Here is a 20,957-nt window from a genome sequence, read left to right on the forward strand (position 1 = left end):
AGAAACCCGTCAAAGAAGACGAAGTTCTTTGGCCTTCTGAATGGCTTCAGAGGTTGTGCGTGCAACGAGGCGACTACGCGCAGACTGAAGCCGTGCCTTGAGTGCGCTTTCAGATATTCCGAGCTTCGCCGCTGCTGCAGCATGGCGATCACCCGACGCGATGCTGCGAAGCGCATGAAGTTGGGCAGTCGTCAGCGTATGGGGCGGTACGGATGCTTTGTGAAGGTCCACCGAAACGGCCTGAATTTCTGCAATTTCGCTATCGGTGTACTCACGATCACCTCGCGAGCATGAGACCAATGTGCGCGAACTGATCTCCCCAATGGAAACTCCCAGCCCATAGCGAAGACCGAATTGCGCCGCTTTTCCAAAGACGTCAAAGGGATCAGGAAAATCCACAGCGCTCCAACGGATTGCACCCTCTGTGGACAAAGACCACGCGATAAGAGGGTCGCAAAGAGCGAGCGAATTCTCGTTATAAACCTTCACCCAATCCGCGCTCATGGTGAGATGCGTGTGGAGTGGACTTGCTTGGCGGATATGAAGTGCAACGAGATAGCCAGTAGGACTGAGCGCGGCCAATTTCGCGTATCCAGCAGAAAGTTGTTGAGCCGTGCTCATGCTTTTTTGCGCCCTTAGTGGATGGATGCGTGAAACTCGTTCGCGCTAAACGTAGCAACTCTACCAACGGCTCCGCCACTCAGTGGCCTTCAACCGTCATTGAGGCAACCAACCTGCCAGAAACACTTACTGTCTTGCGCACAACGGGAAGGTGAGCACGTCCCGTATCCTCAAAAGAAGCAGCGGACAGCAAACAGTCGGCTTCCTCAAACTGCGTAGCTTGTATCCGTCTATTGCCGGGGTTTGAAGACAATTATGACTTTGATCACACAACCGTGCCAAATCAGCCCCACACAATAAAAAAGCCCCGCCAGTTGGCAGGGCTTTTCGAAAGACTGAAATCGCAGGGATTATTCAGCGTCGAGTGCGGCGTCTTCTGCCTCAAGGCGTGCACGGTCTGCGGCACCTTTGGCGTCTACGTCGCGGTCAACGAGCTCGATGATTGCCATCGGAGCCATGTCGCCATAACGGAATCCTGCTTTAAGAACACGGGTGTAGCCACCGTTGCGCTCTTTGTAGCGGGGGCCGAGAACGTCGAAGAGTTTCGCAACGTCCTTGTCCTGCTTGAGCTGAGCGGCTGCCTGACGGCGCGCGTGCAGATCGCCGCGTTTGCCGAGCGTGATCAGCTTGTCCATGATGCGCTTAAGCTCTTTGGCTTTGGGCACCGTGGTTTTGATCTGCTCGTGCTCGATGAGCGAGCCGGCCATGTTGGAAAAGAGCGCCTTGCGGTGCTCGTGGGTACGGTTGAGGCGGCGGTAGCCTTTAGCGTGACGCATTTTATATCTCCTATAGCGTGTTTTGCTTTGTCTGACCGGCGATGCGTGTCACCGATTCTCCTTGGGGCAAGATGCCCGGGTCGTGTCGGGCACAAGGCCCGGTTTTGGGGGTCGGAAACCTGTCGGACATTTGTCGGACATGCGTCGGGCAAACGTCGGACTTTCTCCCGACCCCCAGATATTCAGATCAGAACTGGTCTTCGAATTTCTTGGCCAGCTCTTCGATGTTCTCAGGCGGCCACTCTTCGACATCCATGCCGAGGTGCAGACCCATGCCCGAAAGGACTTCTTTGATCTCGTTGAGCGACTTGCGGCCGAAGTTCGGGGTGCGGAGCATCTCGGCTTCGGTCTTCTGGATGAGATCGCCGATGTAGACGATGTTGTCGTTCTTGAGGCAGTTTGCCGAACGCACGGAAAGTTCCAGCTCGTCCACTTTCTTGAGAAGAAGCGGGTTGAACTCGAGACCATCGTCCTCTTCCTGACGGCCAGCGGCTTCGGGCTCGTCGAAGTTGACGAAGATCGAAAGCTGGTCTTGCAGGATGCGGGCAGCGAATGCCACGGCGTCCTCGGGGGTCACGGAACCGTCGGTTTCGATTTTCAGCGTCAGCTTGTCATAGTCGAGAACCTGACCTTCACGGGTCGGTTGCACGTCATAGGACACTTTCTTGACCGGCGAGTAGATCGCATCCACGGGGATCAGGCCGATAGGCGCATCCTCGGGTTTGTTCTTGTCAGCGGCCACGTAGCCTTTGCCCGTCGAAACGGTCAGTTCCATGAACAGATCGGCGCCGTCGTCGAGGTGACAGATCACGTGATCTTTGTTCAGAACTTCGATGCCAGCGGATTCGGAGATGTCACCAGCGGTGACAACCATCGGACCTTTGGCAGAAATCGACAGACGCTTGGGCGCCTCGACGTCCATACGCAGAGCCACACCCTTGAGGTTGAGGATAACGTCGGTAACGTCCTCACGCACACCCGCGATCGAGGAGAACTCGTGCAGGACGTTGTCAATCTGGACGGAGGTAATGGCCGCACCTTGCAGCGAGGACATCAGCACGCGGCGCAACGCGTTGCCGAGCGTCAGACCGAAGCCGCGCTCAAGCGGTTCAGCGATGATGGTGGCCTGGCGTGCGGGCTCGTTACCCGGTTTCACGTCAAGTTGGGTGGGTTTGATGAGCTCGGCCCAATTCTTGTGGATCATGCAGTAGCCTCCATTCTTGTTTTCCGCCCATGTCCGTAAGCGGAAAACGTCCCGAGGGATCTAAAACGCAAAAACGGACCGCATGCGTCAACCGCACGCGATCCATAAAATTTTATCTTGATTACACGCGGCGACGCTTCGGCGGGCGGCAGCCGTTGTGTGCAATCGGGGTCACGTCGCGAATCGACGTGATGTTGAAGCCGACAGCGGCGAGTGCGCGCAGAGCGGACTCACGACCAGAGCCGGGGCCCTGAACTTCGACTTCGAGGGTTTTCACACCATGGTCCTGCGCTTTTTTACCAGCGTCTTCCGCAGCCATCTGAGCGGCGTAAGGGGTAGATTTGCGCGAACCTTTGAAGCCCATCGTGCCCGCGGAGGACCACGAAATCGCGTTGCCCTGAACGTCGGAGATGAGGATCTTGGTGTTGTTGAAGGTGGAGTTCACATGAGCAACGCCAGCGGCGATGTTCTTGGAAACCTTCTTCTTGGTGCGACGAGTATCACGTGCCATTGGTCGAACCCTCCCTTATTTCTTCTTGCCGGCAATGGCCTTAGCAGGGCCTTTGCGCGTGCGAGCGTTGGTGTGGGTACGCTGACCGCGAACGGGCAGGTTACGGCGGTGACGCAGGCCACGGTAGCAACCGAGGTCCATCAGGCGCTTGATGTTCATCTGAACTTCACGGCGCAGGTCGCCTTCGACGGTGTAGTTGGCGTCGATGTGCTCGCGGATGGAGAGAACTTCGCTGTCGGACAGCTCGTTCACACGACGGGTGCGGTCAATGCCAACGGCTTCGCAGATGGCTTCGGCGGAGGCGTTACCGATACCGGTGATATATGTGAGGGCGATTGGAACCCGCTTTGCAGTCGGGATATTCACGCCAGCGATACGTGCCACGTTTACTTTCCTTTCGTTGCGGTTCCGTAACTCCGGAACCTTTTTTCACAACGGAAGCCCGCGGGTTTTCTCCACCTGCGGGCGTCAGCTGAATCTATGGTCTTCGAACGGGAGCGACCCGTTTGCGAATCTTGAATCCCGTAAGGGATGGTGTGCCATACGGGGGAATGAGCGAAGCGTCAAGGCCTCGCGCCATTTCCCCGCTAAATCAGGCCAAAGCCGCCGAAATACCCTGCGCCACTTCGTCGGGCGCGGCCATTCCGTCGACCACTTTGAGGTCGCCACGGGCGTAGTAGTAGCCAATGAGCGGCGCGGTCTTCTTGTAGTATTCCATCAGACGGACCTTGAGGCTTTCCTCGTTGTCGTCCTTACGGGCTTCGCCACCTGCGGCCACGGCCTCTTTGGCGCGGCCGACGATGCGGTCCACGAGGGCAGCGTCATCGACATCAAGCTGGATCACCGCGTCGAGCTGCGCGCCGTTGCGCGAAAGCAGCTCGTTAAGCGCATCGGCTTGCGCCAGCGTGCGGGGGAAGCCGTCGAAGATGAATCCGGCGGTATTGCCGCTGCGGATTTTCTCGTCGATCAGGCCGATCACGATCTCGTCGGTGACAAGTTCGCCCGCATCCATGATCGCAGCAACCTTGTTGCCCATTTCGGTGCCCGAGGTGCGCGCCTCACGGAGCATGTCTCCGGTCGACAGTTGCACCATGCCGCGCTCCTCCACGAGGCGTTGTGCCTGAGTGCCTTTGCCTGCGCCGGGCGGGCCAAGGAGAATGATATTCATCGTCTAGCTGTCCCTTTTTTGCTGCGCTTCCTCCCGCGCAGCTGCGATTTTTCGATCAGCCCCTCATACTGGTGGGCCAGCAGGTGAGACTGGATTTGCTGAATCGTGTCCATCGTGACGGAAACAACGATCAGAACCGAGGTGCCCCCGAAGTAGAACGGGATCGAGAACTGGGCACGCAGGATCTCGGGGAACAGGCAGACTGCTGCGAGATATGCGGAACCGAGCACAAGAATACGCGCTACGATGTAGTCGAGGTGTTCTTCGGTTTTCTTACCCGGACGGATGCCGGGAATGAAGCCGTTCTGGTTCTTCAGGTTCTCCGCAATGTCATCCGTCTTGAAGGCGACGTTTGCGGTGTAGAAGTAGGTGAAGAAGACGATCATCGCCGTAAAGAACAGCAGGTAGAGCGGTTGGCCAGGTCCGAAGTAGGCAAGCAACGTGGACATGACGGGCCCCAGATCGCTTTGACCCGAGAAGGTCGCGATAGTGGTGGGCAGCAACAGCAGCGAGGAGGCGAAGATCGCGGGAATGACGCCCGCGGGGTTCACCTTGATCGGCAGGTGGCTGGATTGCGCGTCGTAGACCTTCATGCCTTGCTGGCGGCGCGGGTACTGGATGTGCACCTTGCGTAGCGCGCGCTCCATGAACACGACGAAGGCAATGGTGGCGACCACCACGACGATCACCGCGAGGATGACGAAGGGCGAGATGGCGCCCGAACGGCCAGAAGCGAAGAACTGTGCCAGTGCGCCCGGAACCTCGGCGACAATGCCGACGAAGATGATCAACGAGATACCGTTGCCGATGCCGCGTTGCGTGATTTGCTCACCGATCCACATCAGGAACATGGTGCCGCCAACCAGCGTGATGACAACGCCCGCGCGGAAGAACCAGCCGGGATCGTGGGCCAGATCACCCGCCTCCAGAGAGGCCGCGAGGCCATAGGCCTGAAACAGCGCCAGGAAGACTGTGCCGTAGCGGGTGTATTGGTTGATTTTCTGACGCCCCTGCTCGCCTTCCTTCTTGAGTTGCTCAAGGGAGGGCACCATCGCGGTCAGAAGCTGCACGATGATCGAGGCAGAGATGTAGGGCATGATGCCCAATGCGAAGATCCCCATGCGGCCAAGCGCACCACCAGTGAACATCGACAGGATGCCACCGATACCTGCGGAAGCCTGTTCCATGAAGTCGCGGAGGGCGTTGCCGTCGATGCCCGGCACGGGAATGAAGGTGCCAAGGCGATAGACGATCAACAGACCGAGGGTGAAGACAATACGCTGACGAAGCTCTTTGGCTTTCCCGAGGGTGCCCCAGTTGAGGTTCGCCGCCATCTGTTCTGCTGCGGATGCCATTTAGGTCTCTTTCTTCGCGTCAGCGCCGCCCGACCGGTTCCCCGATAGGCGGCGCTTGGAAAACTTAAGGTTTGATGTAAGGGGCGAAGCCCCTTGCCACAACCCTTATTCGGCGGCCGCCTCGGCCTTCGCGGCAACGGTGAGCGTGCCGCCAGCTTTTTCGACCGCTTCAATCGCGGATTTGGACGCGCCTGTCACGTTCAGGTTCAGTTTGGATTTAACCTCGCCTTTCGCCAGAACGCGCACACCGTCGAGCTTGCGGCGAACAAGGCCGCTTTCGACGAGAACGTCTTCGGTGATCTCTTTCTTGGCGTCGAGTTTGCCTGCTTCGACAAATTTCTCGATGAGGCCAAGGTTCACAACGGCGAACTTCGCACGGTTGGGCTTGTTGAAGCCACGCTTAGGAAGACGTTGGTAGAGGGGCATTTGCCCGCCTTCGTACCCTTTAATCGCCACACCCGAACGGGATTTCTGACCTTTGATACCACGGCCACCCATTTTACCTTTGCCCGAACCCGGGCCACGGCCAACGCGTGTGCGTTTCTTGGTTGCGCCGTCGTTATCGCGCAGTTCATGCAATTTCATGTCGCTTCTCCTTTGCCGGAACTGCCCTCCAGCGACGGAGTGGGCAAACACGGCTTACAAATGTTGATTCCCGTCAGCCCGAGAGCCGACCACGGGCGTATAGACGCCTGCGCGGCGCAGCGCAAGGGTGGCGTGACCACAAGGACGCGCTCCCCTCATCGCAGAGTATTGATATGGGGTGATGCCTTTCGACCCCATGCGCAAATTGTCGCGGGGAGTGGCAAGTGGTGAGAAACTAGGCGGGCAAGGGCGGAAAAGGGGCGCCCCGCTGGGGGAGCGGGGCGCGACAGGTCCGTCGACAGGAGCTTGGGCACACGGATGCTGCGTGTCGTGTGCCCCGATTTGTCGCCACGGACGCCGACTCTATGTCGTGCGATCGCGGTTCATCAGGAACGCCAACGCTCTTTTGGCGTCTAGGAGACAGCGCCCGACACGGCGGACAGGGGAGGTTCTGGCCCGCCATGCTCGGCCGTGCGGGAGAGTGAGCGCAGTTGTTACGTCAAATTACTGGGGACGCCGCGTCCAAACACCCGATCACGACCTGATGGTGATTCCATAGTCGCAAACACAACCCAGGGGCGAAACTCCCCTTTTCGGGGGAGGCTGAAACAGGGCCGCCGCCCGCATTGCCCCCCCCTGCCCGCTCCGTCTGAGGGGAACTTGAGTGGCTATATGCACGAGAAACGCCGAACGCCCCGCTGTTTCCAGCGGGGCGTTCTAATGTTTCAAGCCAAGCCCGTGTGCCTCGATCCAACCTGAAGACCAAACAGGTCAAAAATCAGGAGCGAAACACTTCGGGTTTTAGCCGCGCTCTTCGACGATTTCGACGAGGTGCGGGATCTTGGCAACCATGCCGCGCACGGAAGGGGTATCTTCCAGCTCGCGGGTTTTGTGCATCTTGTTGAGACCCAGACCGATGAGCGTAGCACGCTGTTCGGCGGGACGACGGATCGGGGAGCCGATCTGTTTTACAACGATGGTTTTAGCCATGTTTTTCTAGCTCCTTACGCTTCAGCGTTCTCGGAAGCAGGCTCATCCTTTTTGAGGATGTCGCCAACTTTCTTGCCACGACGCTGTGCCACGGAACGCGGGGAGGCTTCCTTCTGGAGGCCGTTCAGCGTAGCGCGGATCATGTTGTAGGGGTTTTGCGACCCGATCGACTTGGCGACCACGTCCTGAACGCCGAGCATTTCGAACACAGCACGCATCGGACCACCGGCAATGATACCAGTACCTTGCGGTGCGGTGCGCATGACGACTTTACCAGCACCGTGACGACCGTTCATGTCGTGGTGCAGGGTGCGGCCCTCTTTGAGGGGAACGCGGATCATCTGGCGCTTGGCTTGTTCGGTGGCTTTACGAATGGCCTCAGGGACCTCTTTCGCTTTACCTTTGCCGAAGCCGACGCGGCCTTTTTGGTCGCCTACAACCACGAGTGCGGCGAAACCGAAGTTCTTACCACCTTTGGTCGTTTTGGAGACGCGGTTGATCGCAACCAGGCGATCTGCGAATTCCGGCGTTTCATCACGGTCGCGACGGTTGCCGCGACGGTTATCACGTTCTGCCATAGAACTATCCTTTTCAAGGTGGCGCGCGATTGCGCCGTAATCAACTCAACACCCGTGGCGCAGTCGGAAACCGCATGTGCGCCCTGTGTCATCGGGGGGACGGAGCACCCGTCCCCCACAGTGTTTTGGAACCGCTACGCGGGCGAACCCGCGAGACGATTTAGAACTTCAGGCCACCTTCACGCGCAGCGTCGGCCAGAGCCTTCACCTTGCCGTGGAAAAGGAAACCGCCGCGGTCGAAGTAGCACACTTCCACGCCAGCTTTCTTGGCACGTTCTGCGATCGCCGCGCCAACTTTGGCGGCGGCTTCGACGTTGTTCTTGCCAACCACGCCGAGATCTTTCTCGAGCGAGGAAGCCGAAGCCAGGGTTACACCCTGAACGTCGTCGATCAGCTGAACACTGATATTCTTGTTCGAGCGATGCACGGAAAGACGAGCTTTGCCGACATTGCTTTTGCGAAGTTTGTTGCGAACGCGCAGGCGGCGCTTCACGAACAGATCTCGTTTGCTGTTTGCCATTTTGAGCGTCCTTACTTCTTCTTACCTTCTTTGCGGAAGATATACTCGTCTTTGTATTTGATACCTTTGCCTTTGTAAGGCTCGGGCTTACGCCATTCGCGGATGTTTGCCGCGACTTGGCCGACGAGTTGCGGGTCGGAACCCTCCACAACGATTTCGGTCTGTTTCGGGGCCGTGACGGTGACGCCAGCGGGCACTTCGAAGTTCACCTCATGGGAGTAACCGAGCGACAGTTTCAGGGTGTTGCCCTGCATCTGTGCACGATAACCAACACCATTGATCTCCAGCTCCTTTTTGAAGCCGTCGGTCACGCCGGTAACCATGTTACCGATCATGGTGCGGGACATACCCCACTGTTGACGCGCGCGCTTGGATTTGCCGCGCGGGGTGACGGTTACGGCGTTGTCTTCGACAGCGAGCGTAACATCGTCGGTTGCGGTGAAGCTATGCGTGCCCTTGGGGCCCTTCACTTCGATGGTCTGGCCGGAGACAGCCGCGGTGACACCGCTGGGCAGCTCGACCGGACGTTTACCAATACGAGACATTGTCAGCTCTCCTTAGAAGACCGTGCAAAGCACTTCGCCGCCAACATTGTTGGCACGAGCGTTTGCATCCGACATCACACCCTTGGGGGTGGAGACAATCGACACACCGAGGCCCTGACGGACCGTGGGGATGTCTTTGACACCGAGGTATACGCGACGGCCGGGCGTGGACACACGCTTCAGCTCACGGATAACGGGGGTGCCTTCGTAGTATTTCAGGCTGATTTCGAGGATCGGGTGACCCTTCTCATCAGTGCCCTTCTCATAGCCGCGGATGTAGCCCTCGTCGGTCAGCACATCCAGCACCCAAGCGCGCAGCTTAGAAGCGGGTGTCATCACCGTGGACTTGCCACGCATCTGAGAGTTACGGATACGGGTGAGCATATCGCCGATAGGATCGTTCATATCTCTGCCCTCCTTACCAGCTGGATTTCACGAGGCCAGGGATCTGGCCGTTCGAGCCAAGTTCCCGAAGCATGATACGGGAGACCTTCAGCTTACGATAGTAAGCGTGGGGACGACCCGTCAGCTGGCAACGGTTGTGAAGACGCGTCGCGGAAGAGTTCCGCGGCAGTTCAGCAAGCTTCATGGATGCGCGAAAACGCTCTTCCATCGGCTTTTCTTGATCATAGATGATCTCTTTGAGCGCGGCGCGCTTAGCGGCGTATTTGGCCACCAGCTTCTCGCGCTTACGCTCACGTGCGATCATGGATTTCTTAGCCATGTTCTCTAACTCCTCGCGCGATTAGCTGTTGAAGGGCATGTTGAACGCAGTCAACAGGCTCTTGGCTTCATCGTCAGTTTTCGCCGTCGTGGCGATAACAACGTCCATACCCCAGACTTCATCGACTTTGTCGAAGTTGATCTCGGGGAATACGATGTGCTCCTTGATGCCCATGGCGTAGTTGCCACGGCCGTCGAAGGACGTGCCCGAAACACCGCGGAAGTCGCGGATGCGGGGCATTGCAATCGTGATCAGACGATCGAGGAATTCATACATGCGGTCGCCACGCAGGGTGACTTTCGCGCCAAGGGGCATGTCCTCACGAACGCGGAAACCAGCGATGGATTTCTTGGCGCGTGTGGTCAGTGCCTTCTGGCCGGCAATCGCGGTGAGATCTTCGACAGCCGATTTGGCTTTCTTGGAGTCACGCACGGCTTCTGCGCCGCAGCCGATGTTGAGAACGATTTTGTCCAGACGCGGGATCTGCATGTCGTTTTTGTAGCCGAACTCTTCTTTGAGAGCGGCACGAATGCTGTCCTTGTAGAGCGCCTTGAGACGCGGGGTGTAGTTGTCAGCGTCGAGCATCAGATCACGTCCCCCGTGGTTTTTGCGAAGCGGACTTTCTTGTCGCCTTCAACTTTGAAGCCGACGCGGGTCGCTTTGCCGTTTTTGTCGAGAAGCGCGAGGTTGGACAGGTCGATAGGCATTGCCTTCGGCTGACGTCCGCCCTGATCACCTTGGGTGGGCTTCGCGTGACGGATGGCGATGTTCACGCCTTCCACGATGGCTTTGCCTTTGGTGGGGAACACGGTGGTGATTTCACCCTGTTTACCCTTGTCCTTACCGGCAAGCACGACGACCTTGTCGCCTTTACGGAGTTTAGCAGCCATTAGAGCACCTCCGGAGCGAGCGAGATGATCTTCATGAAGTTTTTCGCACGCAACTCGCGAACCACCGGCCCGAAGATACGGGTGCCGATCGGCTCGTTGTTGTTGTTGAGGATCACGGCAGCGTTGCGATCGAAACGGATCGCGGTGCCGTCCTCGCGACGGACTTCCTTGGCGGTGCGAACGACGACGGCTTTACGCACGTCACCTTTCTTCACACGACCACGCGGAATTGCTTCCTTGACCGACACCACGATGACGTCGCCCACGGAGGCATATCGACGGTGGGAACCGCCGAGGACCTTGATGCACTGAACTCGGCGAGCGCCTGAGTTATCAGCAACATCCAGATTGGTCTGCATCTGGATCATTTGGTTTCTCCCGACCTTTGGGGCAGTCTGCAGTGACTGTCATCCCCAGGGTTTCGATTAAGCTGGGAGGAGGCTTGTCTAATCAGAGATTAAACGAGCACTTCCCAACGCTTGGTTTTCGACTTCGGTGCACATTCCACGATGCGGACGGTATCACCGACGTTGAACTGGTTGTTCTCATCATGAGCCCGGTATTTTTTGGACTTACGAATGGTTTTCTTCAGAACGGGGTGTTTGAAGCGACGCTCCACGGACACGGTCACGGTCTGTTCGTTCTGGTTCGAGGTCACGACCCCGGTAAGAATACGTTTGGGCATAGGTCTAGCTCCCCTTACTCAGCCGAAGCGGCTTTTTCGTTCAGAATGGTCTTCACAAGTGCGGCCTGACGGCGTGCCTTGCGGATCTGAGCGGTGTTTTCGAGCTGACCGGTCGCCTGCTGAAAGCGCAGGTTGAACGATTCTTTCTTCAGGTTGGCAAGCTCCGTGCGGAGCTCGTCCGGCGTTTTCGCACGCAATTCTTGGGCGTTCATATTCGCCTCTCCTTGGTTCCTGTTAGCACCGGAATGCGCCCGTTTCGGGGTGACATTCGGCCCGGTGGGTTATGTCAACGCACAAGACTCCCCGTGCGGGGAATCTGTGAGATGTCGCTCTATAGGAGGGTGAGCGCGTGATGGCAAGCAATGTTTGGGGTTTGCCGCCCGAATTGCGCTATTTCGGCAATTCGACGACAACCGCCTTACCGCTCCAGCCGTCAGCCGTATCGCGCGCTTCGATCTGGACCTGCGTTGTGCCCTCGGGAATTTCGACGCCCGAAAGAGAGCGGGTGAAAGGCTGCTCGTTCACATGGGGATGCGCCAGAACGCGGTGGCCCAATTCGGCCCCCTCCATATCCAGCACCCGCCATCCGTCGGCGTAGTGGTCCCAACCCGTATCAGGATGGGACAGCGTAACGTCAAAGCGCCATTCCTCTCCCGAACGGGTGGCGTTGACCTTTTCGATCACGGGAGGGTCGGCGGCAAGCGGTGTGGCTGCGAGGAGAAAAGCGACGATATATTTCATGGCCTCACACTAACACGAACGCGCTCAAAGCCACTTCACAACTTTATCAGAAAACCCCGCGCCGAAGGCACGGGGTTTCCAATCTTCTTGCAGTGCGACCAAACGCGAAGGTTTGACCTTATTCCTCTTCCGCCTCGCCCGCGGAAACATATTTCGAGGCGTAGTTCTGTTCCCCGATCCGTTCGATCAGGCTCAGTTGCAGATCAAGCCAGTTCTGGTGGCCCACCTCGTCAATTGCGATGGTCTCGAACAGTTTCTTCGTCTTGAGGTCGCCCGCTTCATAGGCCGCCTTCGCCGCCTTGGTGTAGAAGGCGGTGGCTTCCTTCTCGTCGGCGAGATCCATTTTGAACATGTCTTGCAGCGACTTGGCGACTTTCGGCGTAGAGGCAAAGGCCATTTCCGGCTCGCCGCCCAGTTCGAACATCCGCTCAAGGAAGAGATTGGAGTGCTCTGTCTCTTCGGCAAATTCCTCGCGCATCTGGTCGGCCAGCTTGTCCAGTCCCCAGTCATCCAGCACATGGGCGTGCAGCTGATACTGGTGGGCGGCGGTCAACTCCATCTGGAGCGCAGTGTTGAGGTTCTTCAGGGTGGTTTCATTGGTCATATCGTGGCCTCCTGTCTTGTTACTCTATACATGGTGCTTCATCGGATAATTTCATCCCGAGATTGCGCTTCTTCTGCGCACATGCGATGTGGCAAATGGGCACTGCGGTGCCTTCCCTTCATTTCGAGGAGAGCAACATGGCCGATATCGAGTCCCTTTTTGTCACCCGACTTTACAAAGAACGCCTCAACGCGGTTGGCGCGCAGATCGGCGAGGAAGAGCTTTTCGACAGTTGCTATGCGATTGCCGAGGATGACGAGGCAGGGCAGCAATGGTGCGAGGAGAACAACTATCCTGGCTACACCTCCTACGCCTCACTGACCGACCTGCCGTGGCGGTTCCCGATCTTTCAGGATTTGGTGGAGGCGCTCGACAAACATGTTGCGGCCTTTGCCAAGGATCTGGAGTTCAACCTCGACGACCGCCCTCTGGTGCTTGAAGACCTCTGGATCAACGTCCTTCCCGAAGGCGGCTACCACTCCGCCCATATCCATCCACATTCGGTGATCTCGGGCACGACCTATGTTGCCATGCCCGAAGGTGCCTCGGCGCTCCGCCTCGAAGACCCGCGCCACGCCATGATGATGGCCGCCCCGCCCCGCAAGAAAGACGCGCGCCGCGAGATGCAGAACTTCATCTACCTCAAGCCAGAGGTGGGTGATGTGATGCTGTGGGAAAGCTGGCTGCGCCACGAGGTGGTGATGAACCAAAGCGAGTTCGATCGGGTGAGCGTGTCGTTTAACTATAAATGGGGTGAGTGATGAAAGAGAGCATTGGGCGCTCGCTGCTTGCGTTGATCGTTGCTGGCACGACCGTCGTTGCAGCATTTGCGGAAGACGGTGCGGACGGAACTAAACGACTTGTAGATGCAGTGAACGCCAATCCAAGCCTTCATGACGCTACTTGGTTTGAAAAGAAAAACGTTATGGGCGAATGGGAAAAAATGATGCTCATCTTTGGATATGCAGGAACAGGGGATTATGCAGTTTGCGAAAGACTTATTGAGTTGGCCGCACAGGATGGCTCAACAGAAGTTTTCCGATGTAATCCAGTAGAGTGAGTACTACTGAAATCTAAACCCCCGCCGAAAGATCGGCGGGGGTTTTCCTTTTTGGCTTAACCGCTATGGCTCATCACTTCCTTGCCGTTATGCAGGAGGCGTGAGCGCCACGGGATCGGGTTGCGCAGGGCGAAGTGGGCCATGCAGGAATTCTCTGCCTCTTCCATCAGATCGCGGATGCGCTCTTCGGGCTCGTCGCTGTCGATCAGGACGTGCGTTTCGATGTGCTCGGTCTCACCTTCGGTTGTGTGGCCCATCTCGCGCATGGTCGAGAGGTTAGTCTTGAAACCGACCTTTTGCTCGATCTTCATCGACTTAATCTTGATCCCGCGCGCGGTGTAGATGTCAGTGAGATGGGTCATCAGGCAGAACCCGATCCCCGCACACATATAGGCCAGCGGCGGCGGGGCGGTGTCATCGCCCACGGGCGTCTGCTCATCACAGAAGAGGCGCACGGGCGAGAAGCCAGGAATATTGACCTGCACAACGCCCGTCTTTTTTTGACGCTCGGTCGCCTCGGCGGTCATGACCACCTCGAATTGCAGTGGCTCGGGCGGGCGGCCCTTCTTGAACGGCTTCGGTTCGAATTGAGTCGGTTGCGGCAAAGCGTCATTACGCTCGCCGACGTGGTAGGTGCTGTCGGTCACAGTGATCTCCCTTTGGTGTCTCGCTCCGCGGCCAAGCGCGGATCGCCGTCACAGTGTCAGGAAATCTTAGGCCCGAAAAGGGGGCCGCCCCCCTGCCGTTGGCAATGCGGGCGTGAGGGGTGGACAACAAAAAGCCCCGCCATTTCTGACGGGGCTTTGAGATTGATCAGGACGGTGCGGTCATCAGGACGCTTGCGCGCTGGCAACCTGCCGACACTTCGCTTGCGCGAAGCGTGACCTTACCAGTCCTCGCGTACGACGACGCGGGATTTGATCGGCAGTTTCATCGCAGCAAGACGCAGGGCCTCACGGGCGATGTCTTCGTTCACGCCGTCGATTTCGAACATGATACGGCCGGGTTTGACTTTACATGCCCAGAAATCCACGGAACCTTTACCCTTACCCATACGAACTTCGGTGGGCTTGGAGGTCACGGGAGTGTCCGGGAAGATGCGGATCCATACGCGGCCTTGACGTTTCATGTGACGCGTCATGGCACGACGAGCGGCCTCGATCTGACGGGCTGTTACGCGCTCAGGCTGGAGTGCCTTGAGACCGAAAGACCCGAAGTTGAGGTCGGAACCACCTTTTGCCAGGCCTTTGATACGGCCCTTCTGCATCTTGCGGAATTTTGTACGCTTTGGCTGAAGCATTTTTCAGGTCTCCTTAGCGACGGCCGCGGTCGCCGCGGGGCGCCGGACCTTGCTGGAGTTCTTCGGCGCGACGGTCACGAGCCTGCGGATCGTGTTCCATGATCTCGCCTTTGAAGATCCAGGTTTTAATGCCGATGATGCCGTAAGCGGTCGAAGCTTCAGCGTGCGCGTAGTCGATGTCTGCGCGCAGGGTGTGAAGCGGAACGCGGCCTTCACGATACCATTCGGTACGAGCGATTTCGGCACCGCCAAGACGACCGGCAACGTTCACGCGGATGCCGAGGGCACCCATACGCATGGCGTTTTGCACGGCGCGCTTCATGGCGCGGCGGAAGGACACACGACGCTCAAGCTGTTGTGCGATGCTCTCGGCGACGAGAGCAGCGTCCAGCTCGGGCTTGCGCACTTCAACGATGTTGAGGTGCAGCTCGCTGTCGGTCATCGCGGCGATCTTGCGACGCAGGGTCTCGATGTCTGCGCCTTTCTTGCCGATGATGACACCAGGACGGGCGGTGTGGATCGTGACGCGGCACTTTTTGTGCGGACGTTCGATGATCACGCGGCTGACGCCAGCCTGTTTGCATTCTTCCTTGATGAACTCGCGGATTTTGATGTCTTCGAGAAGAAGATCACCGTAATCCTTCGTGTCGGCGTACCAGCGGCTGTCCCAGGTGCGATTGACCTGGAGGCGCATACCGATCGGGTTAACCTTATGACCCATTAGTTTTGCTCCTCAACTTGACGCACCTTGATGGTGATTTCCGCGAACGGCTTCATGATCTTGCCGAAACGACCACGGGCACGGGGACGACCGCGCTTCATGGTGAGGTTTTTACCAACCCAAGCCTCGGCGACGACGAGTTCGTCAACGTCAAGGTTGTGGTTGTTTTCGGCGTTGGCAATCGCGGACTGAAGGCATTTCTTCACGTCTGCTGCGATCCGCTTGTTGGAGAAAGTCAGGTCCGTGAGGGCCTTGTCGACTTTCTTGCCGCGGATCATCTGAGCCACGAGGTTCAGTTTTTGCGGGGAAACGCGAAGCATACGGGTTTTGGCCATTGCTTCGTTGTCTGCCACGCGGCGGGGATTCTTATCCTTGCTCATGGCTTACTTCCGTTTCGCTTTCTTGTCGGCGGCATGACCGTAGTAGGTCCGAGTCGGTGCATACTCACCGAACTTCTGACCGATCATGTCTTCCGAGACGTTGACGGTGACGTGCTTCTGACCGTTGTACACACCAAAGGTGAGGCCAACGAACTGAGGCAGGATGGTGGAGCGGCGGGACCAGATCTTGATGACCTCGTTACGACCAGACTCGCGTGTTTTTTCGGCCTTCTTGAGGACGTATGCGTCCACAAATGGGCCTTTCCAGACAGAACGTGCCATATCTTAGCGACCCTTCTTCTTAGCGTGACGCGAGCGGATGATAAGCCGCGAGGACGCTTTGTTCTTGTTGCGGGTTTTTGCACCCTTGGTCGGCTTGCCCCAAGGCGTAACCGGGTGACGACCACCGGAGGTGCGACCCTCACCACCACCATGGGGGTGATCGATCGGGTTCATAACCACACCACGCACGGAGGGGCGGATGCCCTTGTGACGGTTGCGGCCCGCTTTACCGAAGTTCTGGTTGCTGTTGTCGGGGTTCGACACGGCGCCAACGGTGCACATGCATTCCTGACGCACCAGACGCAGCTCGCCGGAGGAGAGGCGGATCTGTGCGTAGCCACCGTCACGACCAACGAATTGGGCGTAGGTGCCTGCAGCACGTGCGATCTGACCACCTTTGCCGGGCTTGAGCTCGACATTGTGGACAATCGTACCGATCGGCAGACCGGAGAAGGGCATGGCGTTGCCCGGCTTCACGTCGGCTTTCGCGGAGGCGATCACAGTGTCGCCAACGGCCAGACGCTGGGGAGCAAGGATGTAGGCCTGCTCGCCGTCTTCATATTTGATAAGCGCGATGAACGCGGTGCGGTTCGGGTCATATTCGATCCGTTCCACCGTCGCAGTGACGTCAAACTTGTTCCGTTTGAAGTCGACGATGCGATAGAGACGCTTTGCCCCGCCGCCTTTGCGGCGCATCGTGATCCGTCCGGTGTTGTTCCGGCCACCATTCTTCGTCAGACCCTCGGTGAGAGACTTGACGGGGCGACCTTTCCAAAGCTCCGAACGGTCGATCAGAACCAACCCACGTTGGCCAGGCGTCGTCGGTTTATACGACTTGAGTGCCATAGTTTCTGTCTTCCGTTTGCTTTGGGTCATGTTGTGCAGCGCGCATGCTGCGACCCGTTCCGTTTAGGCCCTGATCCGTCCCGAAGGTGGACCAGTTCCACACAAATCACAGGCCCCAGAACGAATCCGAGGCCGTGAGATGGGCGGTGTATAGGGGGAGATGGTGGGGGAGTCTAGTGGGAATACGCGAAACGCTCTCCCCCACCCGCCTATACCGTCACGGACGCGGGGGCGCGGGACGCGCTGAGGCGTCGCATTGGGCCTCAGGGTCTTCGAGAACGCAACCTGCTTGGGCCGTCATGCAGCCGAGGATGGCGTTCGATCCCGCTTCACCTGCATGATAGTGATAGCCGAGGTCGTCGCTGACGTGGCCGTTGCAGGCATCAAGATCATCGGGCACTTCGCCTTGAGCATCGGTCCGATTGAAGATCGGGTAGCCGTCCATAGCGATACCGATTTGCGAGGCATGCCCTTCGACAACAGGGCCGCCTTCGAGGCAGTCGGTCACGGCGTGATAGTGGTAGCCCACGTGCGTGTTGATGTGCCCACCACAGTCATCAAAGGGTGCGATGGTGTGGGCGGCAAGGATGTCATCGACGGGCGCGGAGCCATCCAGACGGATACCGTTATAGGCAACACCAGACCCAGACTGGTTGGTCGGCGCGGGCCGCGTGGCGGCTTGTGGCGTCAGCGGAATGACATAAGTCACGGTCGCGCTCTCATCCACGTATTCGGGCAGACATTGCACACAGTAGTTTTGATACTCCTCGGCAACGTCAGGGCGCGCTGCGGCTTCACAGGCCTCTTTGGTGTCGGTGACGCGGATCGACCCGTCGGGGTTCACCAACTGCCATTCCTCGTCGTTATAGAACCGCGACAGGTTGGACACGAATTCACCGTCAACATCGTGAACCTCACCGTCCTTGAGCCAGATCCCGCCCGCATCTGCATCATCGAGAACGGAAGTCGGGCACCATGGTCCAGGCGTGTAGCCCGTGGGTTCCGTTTTTACGGTGATGGAAAAACACGTGGTTTCCGCCCCTTCCGACAATGTGCAGTCTACAAGCTCTGGGCCTGATACAATCTGCGCATCCTCAAAGAAATGCTCGAGATTATGGAGCGGGTCGGAAGAGCTGCTTGCAAAGGCCGGAGCTGAAAAAGCTAAGGTCACTAGAATGGTTGCTGGGTATTTCATCTGATTTTCCATCTGATTGTCTGCGCCACACAAGGGGCCGCGGTAGAACGCAACGGCAGCACGTTTCCGTCGCCTCATTCTGCAATTTTCGTAGCCGAGAGCAAAAAAGCCCCCCACTTTCGTGGAGGGCTTCTTGATTTCTACCAGTTCCGAGAAACTCAGAGACCAGTGGTCACGTCGATCGAGTTACCGTCTTCGAGCGTGACGTAGGCTTTTTTGACGTCTTTACGCTTGCCAGGCTGACCGCGGAAACGCTTGGTCTTACCTTTGGTGACAACCGTGTTGACCGCTTTAACCTTCACACCGAAGAGTTCCTCGACGGCTTCCTTGATGGTGGGCTTGTTCGCGTCGATGGCGACTTCGAACACAACCGCGCCGTTTTCGGAAGCGAGAGTTGCTTTTTCGGTGATGACCGGCTTGCGGATCACGTCGTAGAGTTCAGCTTTGTTGGTCATTTCAGGCGAGCCTCCAGAGCTTCGACACCTGCTTTGGTGATCACGAGCGTGTCACGTTTCAGGATGTCATAGACGTTGGCGCCAATGGTCGGCAGCACGTCGACGCCAGCGATGTTCGCAGCCGCAGCTTTGAAGTTCGCATCAACGTCAGCACCGTCAATCACCAGAACGCGTTTCCAGCCCTGCTCCTTAACAGCCTTGGCGAGCACAGCGGTTTTGGCTTCTGCGAGTTTCGCATCTTCCACAACCACGAGATTGCCAGAGGCCGCTTTCGCGGAGAGCGCGTGCTTCAGGCCGAGCTTACGGAACTTCTTCGTAAGATCGTGGCCGTGCGAACGCGGGGTCGGGCCTTTGTAGATACCACCTTTGCGGAAGATAGGCGCCTTGCGGGAACCGTGGCGTGCGCCGCCGGTGCCTTTTTGGCGATAGATCTTCTTGGTGGAGTAGGACACTTCCGAGCGTGTCTTGACCTTGTGCGTGCCTTGCTGCGCGTTGTTACGCTGCCAGCGAACCACACGGTGCAGGATGTCTGCACGCGGCTCAAGACCGAACAGGGCCTCGTCCAGATCGAGTTTGATCACCTTGAAAGTCATGCTTCACCTCCTTCTGCCGGAGCTTCTTCGGCGGGTGCCTCAGCAACTGCAGCGGATTTCAGAGCGGCGGGAACGACGGCGTTCTCGGGGAACGGCTTCTTCACGGCATCTTTGACCGTGACCCAACCACCTTTGGAGCCAGGAACGGCGCCTTTGACCATGATCAGGCCACGGTCGGCGTCGGTCTTGACGACCTGAAGGTTCTGGGTGGTAACACGGGCAGCACCCATGTGACCGGCCATCTTCTTGCCTTTGAACACGCGACCCGGATCCTGACACTGACCCGTGGAGCCGTGCGAACGGTGGGAGATCGACACACCGTGGGTAGCGCGAAGGCCCCCGAAGTTGTGACGCTTCATCGCACCAGCAAAGCCTTTACCGATCGACGTGCCAGCCACGTCAACGAATTGACCTTCGAAGTAGTGATCAGCGGTGATTTCTTCACCAACACCGATCAGGGCTTCCTCGTCCACGCGGAATTCGGCAACCTTGCGCTTGGGCGCAACGTTGGCGGCGGCGAAGTGGCCGCGCATGGCTTTGGAGGTCCGTTTCGCTTTCGCGGAACCTGCGCCGAGCTGAACGGCGGTGTAGCCGTCTTTCTCGTTGGTCCGCTGAGCGACAACCTGAAGGCCGTCGAGTTGAAGAACGGTAACAGGGATCTGTTTGCCGTCTTCCATGAAGAGGCGGGTCATACCAACCTTCTTCGCAATTACACCAGAGCGCAACATATCTGATTGCCCTCCTTAGACTTTGATTTCGACATCAACACCAGCCGCAAGGTCGAGCTTCATCAGCGCGTCCACGGTCTGGGGAGTCGGATCAACGATGTCGAGAAGACGCTTGTGCGTACGGATCTCGAACTGATCGCGGGATTTCTTATCAACGTGAGGGCCACGGAGAACCGTGAACTTCTCGATTTTGTTCGGCAGGGGGATCGGGCCACGGACCTGAGCGCCAGTGCGCTTTGCCGTGTTTACGATTTCTTGCGTCGACGCATCGAGGACGCGGAAATCGAATGCCTTGAGCCGAATACGGATGTTCTGGCTTTGCATATGCATTTGCCTTTCGTCAGGCTTTTGAGGTTGAGAGGAAGATGCGCGCTCATCGCACACCCTCGTCGAACCTTATGAAGTGGGCACTTCCTTACAGAAGCGAATCCCCCTCCATGCGCTCCCCGCAAGGAGAACTCGCGCGCTATACGAAGGCACGCGCAAGATAGCAATACAAAAAGTGCAGAAGCCCTAAGTTTCCTTGACTCAAGTCGCGTCTGTGCGCGTCGGCTTTTCGGGCATGGAACGCATTATTGGGGTCGGCACCTTCGAGTGCGGATTTAGGGTCACGTTACCTTTTCCGCAGAAATCGCAGCCGCCTTAGGTTTGCTCCGTGACTTTGCTTAAATTGCGCAATCACACCTTCGCAAATGAAAAGGCCCCGCAAATGCGGAGCCTTTCCTTTTTCAACCATTCGCTAACGCGAATTAGGCTTACTCGACGATTTTGGAGACAACGCCGGAACCAACGGTGCGGCCGCCTTCGCGGATAGCGAAGCGGAGGCCTTCTTCCATTGCGATCGGAGCAATCAGCTCACCTTGCAGTTTCAGGTTGTCGCCAGGCATAACCATTTCCGTG

34 protein-coding genes and 1 pseudogene are annotated in these 20,957 nt (G+C 57.7%); 2 read left to right on the forward strand and 33 right to left on the reverse strand.

From position 1 onward, the window contains the following. Positions 1 to 9 precede the first annotated feature (9 nt). From ACN0SC_RS04730 to ACN0SC_RS04830, 21 genes are all read right to left on the reverse strand, one after another. On the reverse strand, positions 10 to 621 hold the full coding sequence (locus ACN0SC_RS04730; protein ID WP_417248496.1) for an autoinducer binding domain-containing protein: 612 nt from the start codon (positions 619 to 621) through the stop codon (positions 10 to 12). Positions 622 to 971: 350 nt separating this feature from the next. Next, positions 972 to 1,397, reverse strand: coding sequence for a 50S ribosomal protein L17 (gene rplQ, locus ACN0SC_RS04735; protein WP_417248497.1), 426 nt, complete (start codon positions 1,395 to 1,397; stop codon positions 972 to 974). A gap of 187 nt (positions 1,398 to 1,584) precedes the next feature. Continuing rightward, on the reverse strand, positions 1,585 to 2,601 hold the full coding sequence (locus ACN0SC_RS04740) for a DNA-directed RNA polymerase subunit alpha (protein WP_417248498.1): 1,017 nt from the start codon (positions 2,599 to 2,601) through the stop codon (positions 1,585 to 1,587). A 121-nt stretch (positions 2,602 to 2,722) separates the two neighbouring features. Continuing rightward, positions 2,723 to 3,112 carry a 30S ribosomal protein S11 gene (gene rpsK, locus ACN0SC_RS04745; protein ID WP_417248499.1) on the reverse strand — a complete coding sequence of 130 codons (390 nt, stop codon included), beginning with the start codon at positions 3,110 to 3,112 and terminating at the stop codon, positions 2,723 to 2,725. A gap of 15 nt (positions 3,113 to 3,127) precedes the next feature. Then, positions 3,128 to 3,496, reverse strand: coding sequence for a 30S ribosomal protein S13 (gene rpsM, locus ACN0SC_RS04750; protein WP_417248500.1), 369 nt, complete (start codon positions 3,494 to 3,496; stop codon positions 3,128 to 3,130). A 208-nt stretch (positions 3,497 to 3,704) separates the two neighbouring features. After that, on the reverse strand, positions 3,705 to 4,280 hold the full coding sequence (locus tag ACN0SC_RS04755) for an adenylate kinase (protein ID WP_417248501.1): 576 nt from the start codon (positions 4,278 to 4,280) through the stop codon (positions 3,705 to 3,707). Beyond that, on the reverse strand, positions 4,277 to 5,635 hold the full coding sequence (gene secY, locus ACN0SC_RS04760; protein WP_417248502.1) for a preprotein translocase subunit SecY: 1,359 nt from the start codon (positions 5,633 to 5,635) through the stop codon (positions 4,277 to 4,279). The genes ACN0SC_RS04755 and secY overlap by 4 nt, the downstream gene beginning before the upstream one ends. A gap of 105 nt (positions 5,636 to 5,740) precedes the next feature. Continuing rightward, positions 5,741 to 6,220, reverse strand: a complete 480-nt coding sequence (gene rplO / locus ACN0SC_RS04765; protein ID WP_417248503.1) for a 50S ribosomal protein L15 — start codon at positions 6,218 to 6,220, stop codon at positions 5,741 to 5,743. 801 nt (positions 6,221 to 7,021) lie between these two features. Beyond that, positions 7,022 to 7,210 carry a 50S ribosomal protein L30 gene (gene rpmD, locus ACN0SC_RS04770; RefSeq protein WP_417248504.1) on the reverse strand — a complete coding sequence of 63 codons (189 nt, stop codon included), beginning with the start codon at positions 7,208 to 7,210 and terminating at the stop codon, positions 7,022 to 7,024. Positions 7,211 to 7,224: 14 nt separating this feature from the next. Further along, on the reverse strand, positions 7,225 to 7,788 hold the full coding sequence (rpsE, locus tag ACN0SC_RS04775) for a 30S ribosomal protein S5 (RefSeq protein WP_417248505.1): 564 nt from the start codon (positions 7,786 to 7,788) through the stop codon (positions 7,225 to 7,227). A 160-nt stretch (positions 7,789 to 7,948) separates the two neighbouring features. Further along, on the reverse strand, positions 7,949 to 8,308 hold the full coding sequence (gene rplR / locus ACN0SC_RS04780; RefSeq protein ID WP_417248506.1) for a 50S ribosomal protein L18: 360 nt from the start codon (positions 8,306 to 8,308) through the stop codon (positions 7,949 to 7,951). An 11-nt stretch (positions 8,309 to 8,319) separates the two neighbouring features. Next, positions 8,320 to 8,853, reverse strand: a complete 534-nt coding sequence (gene rplF / locus ACN0SC_RS04785; protein WP_417248507.1) for a 50S ribosomal protein L6 — start codon at positions 8,851 to 8,853, stop codon at positions 8,320 to 8,322. 12 nt (positions 8,854 to 8,865) lie between these two features. Next, positions 8,866 to 9,258: a 30S ribosomal protein S8 gene (rpsH, locus tag ACN0SC_RS04790; RefSeq protein WP_417248508.1), complete on the reverse strand. Its 393-nt coding sequence runs from the start codon at positions 9,256 to 9,258 to the stop codon at positions 8,866 to 8,868. A 13-nt stretch (positions 9,259 to 9,271) separates the two neighbouring features. Continuing rightward, positions 9,272 to 9,577: a 30S ribosomal protein S14 gene (gene rpsN / locus ACN0SC_RS04795; RefSeq protein ID WP_417248509.1), complete on the reverse strand. Its 306-nt coding sequence runs from the start codon at positions 9,575 to 9,577 to the stop codon at positions 9,272 to 9,274. Between the two features lie 21 nt (positions 9,578 to 9,598). Further along, on the reverse strand, positions 9,599 to 10,162 hold the full coding sequence (gene rplE / locus ACN0SC_RS04800) for a 50S ribosomal protein L5 (RefSeq protein ID WP_417248510.1): 564 nt from the start codon (positions 10,160 to 10,162) through the stop codon (positions 9,599 to 9,601). Next, positions 10,162 to 10,467, reverse strand: a complete 306-nt coding sequence (gene rplX / locus ACN0SC_RS04805) for a 50S ribosomal protein L24 (RefSeq protein ID WP_417248511.1) — start codon at positions 10,465 to 10,467, stop codon at positions 10,162 to 10,164. The genes rplE and rplX overlap by 1 nt, the downstream gene beginning before the upstream one ends. After that, a complete protein-coding gene (gene rplN, locus ACN0SC_RS04810; RefSeq protein WP_417248512.1) occupies positions 10,467 to 10,835 on the reverse strand; it encodes a 50S ribosomal protein L14 in 369 nt (122 codons plus the stop codon). Before rplN ends, rplX begins: the two co-directional genes overlap by 1 nt. A gap of 89 nt (positions 10,836 to 10,924) precedes the next feature. Continuing rightward, a complete protein-coding gene (gene rpsQ, locus ACN0SC_RS04815) occupies positions 10,925 to 11,152 on the reverse strand; it encodes a 30S ribosomal protein S17 (RefSeq protein ID WP_417248513.1) in 228 nt (75 codons plus the stop codon). 14 nt (positions 11,153 to 11,166) lie between these two features. Beyond that, a complete protein-coding gene (rpmC, locus tag ACN0SC_RS04820) occupies positions 11,167 to 11,364 on the reverse strand; it encodes a 50S ribosomal protein L29 (RefSeq protein WP_417248514.1) in 198 nt (65 codons plus the stop codon). A 178-nt stretch (positions 11,365 to 11,542) separates the two neighbouring features. Further along, positions 11,543 to 11,893: a hypothetical protein gene (locus tag ACN0SC_RS04825; RefSeq protein ID WP_417248515.1), complete on the reverse strand. Its 351-nt coding sequence runs from the start codon at positions 11,891 to 11,893 to the stop codon at positions 11,543 to 11,545. Between the two features lie 118 nt (positions 11,894 to 12,011). Further along, a complete protein-coding gene (locus ACN0SC_RS04830) occupies positions 12,012 to 12,497 on the reverse strand; it encodes a bacterioferritin (RefSeq protein WP_417248516.1) in 486 nt (161 codons plus the stop codon). Positions 12,498 to 12,634: 137 nt separating this feature from the next. Between ACN0SC_RS04830 and ACN0SC_RS04835 the strand changes: the two genes are divergently transcribed. Both ACN0SC_RS04835 and ACN0SC_RS04840 read left to right on the forward strand, forming a co-directional pair. Continuing rightward, complete coding sequence (locus tag ACN0SC_RS04835; RefSeq protein ID WP_417248517.1) at positions 12,635 to 13,258, forward strand: TIGR02466 family protein; 624 nt, start codon at positions 12,635 to 12,637, stop codon at positions 13,256 to 13,258. Beyond that, complete coding sequence (locus ACN0SC_RS04840; RefSeq protein WP_417248518.1) at positions 13,258 to 13,557, forward strand: hypothetical protein; 300 nt, start codon at positions 13,258 to 13,260, stop codon at positions 13,555 to 13,557. Before ACN0SC_RS04835 ends, ACN0SC_RS04840 begins: the two co-directional genes overlap by 1 nt. Positions 13,558 to 13,613: 56 nt before the next feature. Here the strand turns inward: ACN0SC_RS04840 and ACN0SC_RS04845 are convergent, their stop codons facing one another. The 12 genes and pseudogenes from ACN0SC_RS04845 to tuf all read right to left on the reverse strand — a co-directional run. Beyond that, the gene (locus ACN0SC_RS04845; RefSeq protein WP_417248519.1) at positions 13,614 to 14,204 is read right to left on the reverse strand and encodes an OsmC-related (seleno)protein; all 591 of its coding nucleotides are present in this window, start codon (positions 14,202 to 14,204) and stop codon (positions 13,614 to 13,616) included. A gap of 239 nt (positions 14,205 to 14,443) precedes the next feature. Then, positions 14,444 to 14,857 (reverse strand): 50S ribosomal protein L16, encoded by a 414-nt coding sequence (rplP, locus tag ACN0SC_RS04850; protein ID WP_417248520.1) that lies wholly within the window; start codon positions 14,855 to 14,857, stop codon positions 14,444 to 14,446. Positions 14,858 to 14,870: 13 nt separating this feature from the next. Beyond that, on the reverse strand, positions 14,871 to 15,578 hold the full coding sequence (rpsC, locus tag ACN0SC_RS04855; protein ID WP_417248521.1) for a 30S ribosomal protein S3: 708 nt from the start codon (positions 15,576 to 15,578) through the stop codon (positions 14,871 to 14,873). Beyond that, positions 15,578 to 15,958, reverse strand: coding sequence for a 50S ribosomal protein L22 (gene rplV / locus ACN0SC_RS04860; protein WP_417248522.1), 381 nt, complete (start codon positions 15,956 to 15,958; stop codon positions 15,578 to 15,580). Before rplV ends, rpsC begins: the two co-directional genes overlap by 1 nt. A gap of 3 nt (positions 15,959 to 15,961) precedes the next feature. Continuing rightward, positions 15,962 to 16,240 (reverse strand): 30S ribosomal protein S19, encoded by a 279-nt coding sequence (gene rpsS / locus ACN0SC_RS04865; RefSeq protein WP_417248523.1) that lies wholly within the window; start codon positions 16,238 to 16,240, stop codon positions 15,962 to 15,964. A gap of 3 nt (positions 16,241 to 16,243) precedes the next feature. Next, positions 16,244 to 17,086, reverse strand: a complete 843-nt coding sequence (gene rplB, locus ACN0SC_RS04870) for a 50S ribosomal protein L2 (protein WP_417248524.1) — start codon at positions 17,084 to 17,086, stop codon at positions 16,244 to 16,246. A 217-nt stretch (positions 17,087 to 17,303) separates the two neighbouring features. After that, complete coding sequence (locus ACN0SC_RS04875) at positions 17,304 to 18,281, reverse strand: YHYH protein (protein ID WP_417248525.1); 978 nt, start codon at positions 18,279 to 18,281, stop codon at positions 17,304 to 17,306. A gap of 158 nt (positions 18,282 to 18,439) precedes the next feature. After that, positions 18,440 to 18,736 (reverse strand): 50S ribosomal protein L23, encoded by a 297-nt coding sequence (locus ACN0SC_RS04880; protein ID WP_417248526.1) that lies wholly within the window; start codon positions 18,734 to 18,736, stop codon positions 18,440 to 18,442. Continuing rightward, a complete protein-coding gene (gene rplD / locus ACN0SC_RS04885) occupies positions 18,733 to 19,329 on the reverse strand; it encodes a 50S ribosomal protein L4 (protein WP_417248527.1) in 597 nt (198 codons plus the stop codon). The genes ACN0SC_RS04880 and rplD overlap by 4 nt, the downstream gene beginning before the upstream one ends. Continuing rightward, positions 19,326 to 20,057 carry a 50S ribosomal protein L3 gene (rplC, locus tag ACN0SC_RS04890; RefSeq protein WP_417248528.1) on the reverse strand — a complete coding sequence of 244 codons (732 nt, stop codon included), beginning with the start codon at positions 20,055 to 20,057 and terminating at the stop codon, positions 19,326 to 19,328. Before rplC ends, rplD begins: the two co-directional genes overlap by 4 nt. Before the next feature lie 15 nt (positions 20,058 to 20,072). Next, a complete protein-coding gene (gene rpsJ, locus ACN0SC_RS04895; RefSeq protein WP_085848206.1) occupies positions 20,073 to 20,381 on the reverse strand; it encodes a 30S ribosomal protein S10 in 309 nt (102 codons plus the stop codon). 431 nt (positions 20,382 to 20,812) lie between these two features. After that, positions 20,813 to 20,957, reverse strand: a pseudogene (gene tuf / locus ACN0SC_RS04900) (elongation factor Tu); the annotation flags it as partial.

This window comes from Celeribacter sp. (genome assembly GCF_048261515.1).
Classification (GTDB): Bacteria; Pseudomonadota; Alphaproteobacteria; order Rhodobacterales; family Rhodobacteraceae; genus Celeribacter.

Bases quoted from the DNA above. Each gene is read 5' to 3' on its own strand.
- ACN0SC_RS04730 (WP_417248496.1), bottom strand. From the start codon at position 621: ATGAGCACGGCTCAACAACTTTCTGCTGGATACGCGAAATTGGCCGCG.
- rplQ (WP_417248497.1), bottom strand. From the start codon at position 1,397: ATGCGTCACGCTAAAGGCTACCGCCGCCTCAACCGTACCCACGAGCAC.
- ACN0SC_RS04740 (WP_417248498.1), bottom strand. From the start codon at position 2,601: ATGATCCACAAGAATTGGGCCGAGCTCATCAAACCCACCCAACTTGAC.
- rpsK (WP_417248499.1), bottom strand. From the start codon at position 3,112: ATGGCACGTGATACTCGTCGCACCAAGAAGAAGGTTTCCAAGAACATC.
- ACN0SC_RS04755 (WP_417248501.1), bottom strand. From the start codon at position 4,280: ATGAATATCATTCTCCTTGGCCCGCCCGGCGCAGGCAAAGGCACTCAG.
- secY (WP_417248502.1), bottom strand. From the start codon at position 5,635: ATGGCATCCGCAGCAGAACAGATGGCGGCGAACCTCAACTGGGGCACC.
- rplO (WP_417248503.1), bottom strand. From the start codon at position 6,220: ATGAAATTGCATGAACTGCGCGATAACGACGGCGCAACCAAGAAACGC.
- rpmD (WP_417248504.1), bottom strand. From the start codon at position 7,210: ATGGCTAAAACCATCGTTGTAAAACAGATCGGCTCCCCGATCCGTCGT.
- rpsE (WP_417248505.1), bottom strand. From the start codon at position 7,788: ATGGCAGAACGTGATAACCGTCGCGGCAACCGTCGCGACCGTGATGAA.
- rplR (WP_417248506.1), bottom strand. From the start codon at position 8,308: ATGGCAAACAGCAAACGAGATCTGTTCGTGAAGCGCCGCCTGCGCGTT.
- rplF (WP_417248507.1), bottom strand. From the start codon at position 8,853: ATGTCTCGTATTGGTAAACGTCCGGTCGAGCTGCCCAGCGGTGTCACC.
- rpsH (WP_417248508.1), bottom strand. From the start codon at position 9,258: ATGAACGATCCTATCGGCGATATGCTCACCCGTATCCGTAACTCTCAG.
- rpsN (WP_417248509.1), bottom strand. From the start codon at position 9,577: ATGGCTAAGAAATCCATGATCGCACGTGAGCGTAAGCGCGAGAAGCTG.
- rplE (WP_417248510.1), bottom strand. From the start codon at position 10,162: ATGCTCGACGCTGACAACTACACCCCGCGTCTCAAGGCGCTCTACAAG.
- rplX (WP_417248511.1), bottom strand. From the start codon at position 10,467: ATGGCTGCTAAACTCCGTAAAGGCGACAAGGTCGTCGTGCTTGCCGGT.
- rplN (WP_417248512.1), bottom strand. From the start codon at position 10,835: ATGATCCAGATGCAGACCAATCTGGATGTTGCTGATAACTCAGGCGCT.
- rpsQ (WP_417248513.1), bottom strand. From the start codon at position 11,152: ATGCCCAAACGTATTCTTACCGGGGTCGTGACCTCGAACCAGAACGAA.
- rpmC (WP_417248514.1), bottom strand. From the start codon at position 11,364: ATGAACGCCCAAGAATTGCGTGCGAAAACGCCGGACGAGCTCCGCACG.
- ACN0SC_RS04825 (WP_417248515.1), bottom strand. From the start codon at position 11,893: ATGAAATATATCGTCGCTTTTCTCCTCGCAGCCACACCGCTTGCCGCC.
- ACN0SC_RS04830 (WP_417248516.1), bottom strand. From the start codon at position 12,497: ATGACCAATGAAACCACCCTGAAGAACCTCAACACTGCGCTCCAGATG.
- ACN0SC_RS04835 (WP_417248517.1), top strand. From the start codon at position 12,635: ATGGCCGATATCGAGTCCCTTTTTGTCACCCGACTTTACAAAGAACGC.
- ACN0SC_RS04840 (WP_417248518.1), top strand. From the start codon at position 13,258: ATGAAAGAGAGCATTGGGCGCTCGCTGCTTGCGTTGATCGTTGCTGGC.
- rplP (WP_417248520.1), bottom strand. From the start codon at position 14,857: ATGCTTCAGCCAAAGCGTACAAAATTCCGCAAGATGCAGAAGGGCCGT.
- rpsC (WP_417248521.1), bottom strand. From the start codon at position 15,578: ATGGGTCATAAGGTTAACCCGATCGGTATGCGCCTCCAGGTCAATCGC.
- rplV (WP_417248522.1), bottom strand. From the start codon at position 15,958: ATGAGCAAGGATAAGAATCCCCGCCGCGTGGCAGACAACGAAGCAATG.
- rpsS (WP_417248523.1), bottom strand. From the start codon at position 16,240: ATGGCACGTTCTGTCTGGAAAGGCCCATTTGTGGACGCATACGTCCTC.
- rplB (WP_417248524.1), bottom strand. From the start codon at position 17,086: ATGGCACTCAAGTCGTATAAACCGACGACGCCTGGCCAACGTGGGTTG.
- ACN0SC_RS04875 (WP_417248525.1), bottom strand. From the start codon at position 18,281: ATGAAATACCCAGCAACCATTCTAGTGACCTTAGCTTTTTCAGCTCCG.
- ACN0SC_RS04880 (WP_417248526.1), bottom strand. From the start codon at position 18,736: ATGACCAACAAAGCTGAACTCTACGACGTGATCCGCAAGCCGGTCATC.
- rplD (WP_417248527.1), bottom strand. From the start codon at position 19,329: ATGACTTTCAAGGTGATCAAACTCGATCTGGACGAGGCCCTGTTCGGT.
- rplC (WP_417248528.1), bottom strand. From the start codon at position 20,057: ATGTTGCGCTCTGGTGTAATTGCGAAGAAGGTTGGTATGACCCGCCTC.
- rpsJ (WP_085848206.1), bottom strand. From the start codon at position 20,381: ATGCAAAGCCAGAACATCCGTATTCGGCTCAAGGCATTCGATTTCCGC.